We start from the raw sequence: 5,025 nt of genomic DNA, 5'->3' as shown, positions 1-5,025 counted from the left end.
CCGGTCCGGACCGCCCAGGCGTGACCTCACGCCTCTTCTCTGTTCTGGCCGGATTCCCCGTCGTCGTCGCCGACGTGGAGCAGGTCGTCATCCGCCGCCAGGCGTGCCGCGACCGACGCGAGCCTGGCCGGCCGGCTCGCCTCTGAGCACGACATCGTGCCGTTCCCCGAGGCGGGCCGGCCGTCCTCGGCGCATCCGGGCGCGCCGGACCGCGAGGAGCGCCGGCCGGGGCCTGGCCACCCCGGGCAGTTGGTGCACCACCCCGCGGCCGAGATCATGCTCGATCCGCACGCCGCCCCTCCGCTGGAGACGGTCCCGCACCACGATCTCCCGGCGGGAGAGCCTGTGGTCGGCCCCACTGCGGCGCCGGAGACCCCCGAGGTCGCCGACCTTCCGCAGGGCCCCCCGCCCCCACGGAGGGCCGCGGCTCCCCGGCAGGGAAAGCCGATGCGCTGGGGTGACCTGGTCCGGCCCCGCCAGGGCGATCTGCTCGTCCACCCGCCCCGTCCCGGCCTGCGAGCGACCGAGGAGGAGCCTGGAGGCGAGAGCAGGGTCAGCGAGCGGGTGGAGACCTGGGACACCGACGCCGGCCTCCCCCGGGAGCGGGAGTCCCGGACGAGCGAGGCCGATACGGCCGAGGCCGGCCCACCCGGCACGGCTCGACCCGACACGAACGAGGTGAGCGAGGTGAGCGAGCGCGACGCCGACACCCAGCCGATCCTCGCCGTGAAGGATCGGGCGGCGAACGTCACGCCCGGCGGGACGGCGACGGAGGTCACCGAGGCGGCAGCGAAGGCGGCTACCGCGGGCAGGAGAGCAGGTGGCTCGCCCGACCCCGCGCACGGCGCCGAGGCCGCCGAGACCGGGGAGGAGGCCCAGGCAAACCAGGAGGACGGCACCGCGGCTCCTCCCTCCGGGCGGATGCGCAGCACGCCCGTCCCGCCCGGCGAGTGAGGGACGAAAGCTTGACCGCGCCCGCATGACCCCCTGACCGGATCCGGGGAACGAAGCCGGCGTGACGAAGTGCTGGGTGAAGGCCTCCGATGACAGCGGCTTTCCGGTGCGGAACCTGCCCTTCGGGGTTTTCTCGCGCCGCGGCGAGTTCCCCCGTGTCGGCGTGGCGATCAGCGGCCAGGTACTGGATCTGGGCCTGCTGGCGGAGACCGGGGTGCTGAGGGGCTCACCCTGGTTCGCCTCCGGCACCCTCAACGCGTTTCTGTCCGCGGGACCGCGGATCTGGCAGGAGGTCAGGGAGCGGTTGATCCATCTGCTCACCGAGCCGTCATGCCGTCCGGCGGTGATGCCCGCGCTCATCCCGATGGTCGAGGTGCTGATGCACCTGCCGTTCCACGTGGCGGACCTGATCCGCTTCCAGTCGTCCATCGAGCACGAGACGAACCTGGGCCGGATGTTCCGGCCGCCCGGCGATCCGCTGCCGCGCAACTGGCCGCGGATGCCCATCGGGCAGTACGGCAGGGCGTCGAGCGTGGTGGTCTCCGGCACTCCGGTCGTGCGCCCGTCGGGTCAGCTCCGGGGCCTGGGAGGAGCTGACCCGGTATTCGGGCCGTCCACTCAGCTGGATTTCTCCGCCGAGATCGGCTACGTGGTCGGCGTCCCCTCAACCCCGCCGCACGCGCTGGGAACCCAGGCGTTCGAGGACCACGTCTTCGGGGTGGTGGTGGTCAACAGCTGGCGGGCCCAGGACATCATCGCCTGGGAGAGCACACCGCTCGGGCCGTTTCTCGGACGGTTCGCCACCTCGATCTCTCCGTGGGTGGTCCCGCTCGCGGCGCTGGAGCCGGCCCGGGTGGTGCCGCCCGTCCAGGACCCACCTCCGCCGCCCTATCTGCTGGCCAGGCGGCAGTGGGGCCTGAACCTCACCCTGCGGGTCGAGTTGAACGGCCGGCTCCTGTCGGAACCGCCGTTCGCCACCCAGTATTGGACCGGCCCGCAGCTATTCGCTCACACGGGTGTGAGCGGCGCCCCGCTGCGGACCGGCGATCTGCTCACCTCCGGGCCGGTGTCAGGATCGGCCAGAAGCCAGTTCGGCACGCTGCTCGAACTGACCTGGAACGGCCGAGACCCGCTCGGCATGCCGGACGGAACCGAACGGGTCTTCCTGGAGGACGGCGACATCGTGCGCGTCACCGCGAGCACCTCCGGCCCGGAGGGGGGTCAGCTGAACCTCGGCGAGGTCACCGGAGTGGTCCGCCCCGCCGTCCGCTAGACGCTGTCCACCAGAGGCCGTTCGTCAGACCCTGGAGCGCTTGAGACCGGCGACCAGGCCGACACCGACGATGGCCAGACCCACCTGCATGACGAGTTCGATCCAGTCGATCCCGTCCGTGGTGGCGACGCCGAGAACCTGGGCGATGGCGGTGCCGATGAGCGCCGCGACAATGCCGACGACGATGGTCAGAATCCATCCGATCGCCTGCCTACCGGGAAGCAGCAGACGACCGATGGCACCGATGACAGCGCCGATGACGATTGCTCCAAGAATGGACTCAATAGTCATTTCAACCTCCCAGTGAGGGTGAGACCTTCACTCTCACAGGGAGGTGGCTACCCCCTATGCCATGGATATTCCTGTAAACGGTAAAAATTCGGTCAGTGCGACTTCCTCGCCTGCATCTGAACGACGAGGAGCACTCCGATCACGGCGAGCGCGAGCTGGATGAGGTGCTCCCACCAATTGATCCCCCGCGTGTTGGTCAGGCCGACCGATGCGGCGATGGCGGTGCCGATAAGCGCCGCGATGATGCCGACGATGAGCGTCAGGCCGATGCTCAGGTTCTGGCGCCCGGGAAGAATGAGGCGTGCCAGCGCGCCGATGATGGCGCCGATGATGATTGCGGAGACAATCGATCCGATCATGTCCGGCTCCCCCTGTCACGAGACACAGTCATCAGGGAGTTACCCAGCGCATTCATAGATCATCCCAAAAAGGGGTGGCCCGTACCGCGCCAGGAAACGGGCCACCGCCTCGATGTGGACTGACGGGCATTCCGCGCCGCCCGCCGGAACGTTTCCACGTTCCGCATGAGAAGACGTCCGACAACCGCTAGAGGTTCACCACGATCGCGGTCGCGATGGCCGCGACACCCTCGCCTCGGCCGGTGAGGCCCAGCCCGTCGGTCGTGGTGGCGCTGACGCTCACGGGAGCGCCCACGGCCGCGCTGAGGGCCTTCTCGGCCTCGACGCGGCGGGGGGCCATCTTGGGCCGGTTACCGATCACCTGGACGGCCACGTTGCCGATCTCGAAGCCCGCGGCCCGCACCTGGCGAGCGGTCTCCTCCAGCAGGGCGGCACCCGAGGCACCGGCCCAGCGGGGATCGGACGTGCCGAACAGGCCCCCGAGGTCGCCGAGACCGGCCGCGGACAGCAGAGCGTCACAGGCCGCGTGAGCCGCGGCATCACCGTCGGAGTGCCCGGCCAGGCCGGTCTCCCCGGGCCAGTACAGGCCGGCGAGATGAAGCTCGCGGCCGGAAGCGAACGGGTGGACGTCGACTCCGACGCCCACCCGTGGAAATGTCTTGTTCAGGAGTTGAGAACCTCGTCCAGCAGGGCCTCGGCCTTGTCCTCATTGGTCTTTTCCGCGAGCGCGAGCTCGCTGACGAGGATCTGCCTGGCCTTGGCCAGCATTCGCTTCTCTCCCGCGGAAAGTCCGCGTTCCCTGTCTCGTCGCCACAGGTCGCGAACGACCTCGGCGACCTTGTTGACATCACCGGACGCCAACTTCTCAAGGTTCGCCTTGTAGCGGCGGGACCAGTTCGTGGGCTCTTCGGTGTGAGGCATTCGAAGCACGTCGAAAACGCGCTCAAGGCCCTCTTGTCCGACTACGTCGCGAACACCCACGAGTTCGGCGTTATCAGCCGGCACCTGGACGGTAAGGTCGCCCTTGTCGACCTTAAGAACCAGGTAGGTCCTTTCCTCACCTTTGATGGTCCGGGTCGTGATCGCCTCGATCCGAGCAGCCCCATGGTGGGGGTAGACGACAGTGTCGCCGACCTGGAAAGTCATGTGACAAGTACCCCTTCCGCTGTACTCAAGAGTACCACGTATCCACAGCCTCCCGGAACAGTGAAATCACCATAACTGCAGGTCAAAGCCGCGTCTTATGACTTGACAAGTGCTCAAGTGTGTGAATCAAGGGGGCAAAAAGCACTTATGACCTGCGTTCCCCACCTCCGAATGATCAGGCAGGGCGAGGCGGAAGCCGGTAAACGTCGCCGATAGGGTTGGCCTTGCCCTACCTCATGCGTGACAAGGAGAACTCGCACCGTGACCCGCAACAGCCGTCACCGGGCGATCGCCGCCGCCGCGTTCCTCGCAGCCGCCCTGACTCTGGCCGGCTGTGGCGCCGGATCCGACGCGATCACCAACAAGCCCTACTCGCCGACCGAGGCCCTGTCGGTCAAGACAAAGGGCATCGACATCTCCCAGGCCTTCTTCCTCGGCCCCGACTCCGGCGGGACGCTACCGGCTGGGACGGCCACGCCGCTCTACCTGTCCCTGGTCAACACCAACGGCCCCGACCAGCTCGTCGGCCTCGGCGTCGACCCGGCCCTCGGCACGGCGAAGGTGAGCGCGCCTGTACCGCTCCCCCAGAACCAGCGGGTGAACGTCGGCAAGCCGACACCCACGATCCTGATCGAGGGGCTGAAGAAGCCCCTCAGGGGCGGCGAGTCCATCCCGGTGCAGCTGCAGTTCGCCAACGCGGGGGTCGTGCAGCTCACGATCCCGGTCATCACCCGCAGCCGCGAGTTCACCGCCTACCCGCAGGTTCCCGGCGCCTCCGCGGCTCCCACGCCGACCCCCACCCCCTCCGCCTCCACCGAGGACGGGCAGGGGCACGGCCACTGACCACTCCCGTCGGCCTCACCATGCGGGAGGCCGCCGGGCGACCACGGCTCCCGGGAGATCCGAATCCCCGGGAGCCGGTCATCGGACAAGGCCCGGCCCCCGGTGACCGCCTCCGGACACGCCGAGGGGCCGTACGGCGCGGGCACGCCGTACGACCCC

At 68.9% G+C, this 5,025-nt stretch carries 8 protein-coding genes; 4 read left to right on the top strand and 4 right to left on the bottom strand.

All coding sequences use genetic code 11. The features are described 5' to 3' along the window. The 3 genes from ABZ260_RS46365 to ABZ260_RS46355 all read left to right on the top strand — a co-directional run. On the top strand, positions 1-146 hold a 146-nt coding region (locus ABZ260_RS46365; protein ID WP_355631044.1), incomplete at its 5' end, for an ACT domain-containing protein. 10 nt (positions 147-156) lie between these two features. Next, positions 157-954 (top strand): hypothetical protein, encoded by a 798-nt coding sequence (locus tag ABZ260_RS46360; protein ID WP_355631041.1) that lies wholly within the window; start codon positions 157-159, stop codon positions 952-954. Positions 955-1,030: 76 nt separating this feature from the next. Beyond that, the gene (locus ABZ260_RS46355; protein WP_355631038.1) at positions 1,031-2,227 is read left to right on the top strand and encodes a fumarylacetoacetate hydrolase family protein; all 1,197 of its coding nucleotides are present in this window, start codon (positions 1,031-1,033) and stop codon (positions 2,225-2,227) included. A gap of 24 nt (positions 2,228-2,251) precedes the next feature. Here the strand turns inward: ABZ260_RS46355 and ABZ260_RS46350 are convergent, their stop codons facing one another. The 4 genes from ABZ260_RS46350 to ABZ260_RS46335 all read right to left on the bottom strand — a co-directional run bounded on the left by ABZ260_RS46350 (position 2,252) and on the right by ABZ260_RS46335 (position 4,023). Then, positions 2,252-2,518 carry a GlsB/YeaQ/YmgE family stress response membrane protein gene (locus tag ABZ260_RS46350; protein ID WP_355561107.1) on the bottom strand — a complete coding sequence of 89 codons (267 nt, stop codon included), beginning with the start codon at positions 2,516-2,518 and terminating at the stop codon, positions 2,252-2,254. 92 nt (positions 2,519-2,610) lie between these two features. Further along, positions 2,611-2,877: a GlsB/YeaQ/YmgE family stress response membrane protein gene (locus ABZ260_RS46345; protein WP_355561110.1), complete on the bottom strand. Its 267-nt coding sequence runs from the start codon at positions 2,875-2,877 to the stop codon at positions 2,611-2,613. A 187-nt stretch (positions 2,878-3,064) separates the two neighbouring features. Then, positions 3,065-3,523, bottom strand: coding sequence for a 2-C-methyl-D-erythritol 2,4-cyclodiphosphate synthase (gene ispF / locus ABZ260_RS46340; RefSeq protein WP_355631035.1), 459 nt, complete (start codon positions 3,521-3,523; stop codon positions 3,065-3,067). A gap of 17 nt (positions 3,524-3,540) precedes the next feature. After that, a complete protein-coding gene (locus ABZ260_RS46335) occupies positions 3,541-4,023 on the bottom strand; it encodes a CarD family transcriptional regulator (RefSeq protein WP_030924410.1) in 483 nt (160 codons plus the stop codon). A gap of 261 nt (positions 4,024-4,284) precedes the next feature. On the opposite strand from ABZ260_RS46335, the gene ABZ260_RS46330 reads away from it, so the two are divergent. Next, the gene (locus tag ABZ260_RS46330; protein ID WP_350911246.1) at positions 4,285-4,866 is read left to right on the top strand and encodes a copper chaperone PCu(A)C; all 582 of its coding nucleotides are present in this window, start codon (positions 4,285-4,287) and stop codon (positions 4,864-4,866) included. Positions 4,867-5,025 lie beyond the last annotated feature (159 nt).

Origin of the sequence: Streptosporangium sp. NPDC006013 (assembly GCF_040614275.1) — a bacterium.
Classification (GTDB): domain Bacteria; phylum Actinomycetota; class Actinomycetes; order Streptosporangiales; family Streptosporangiaceae; genus Streptosporangium.
This window is presented reverse-complemented; position numbering and strand designations above follow the sequence as displayed.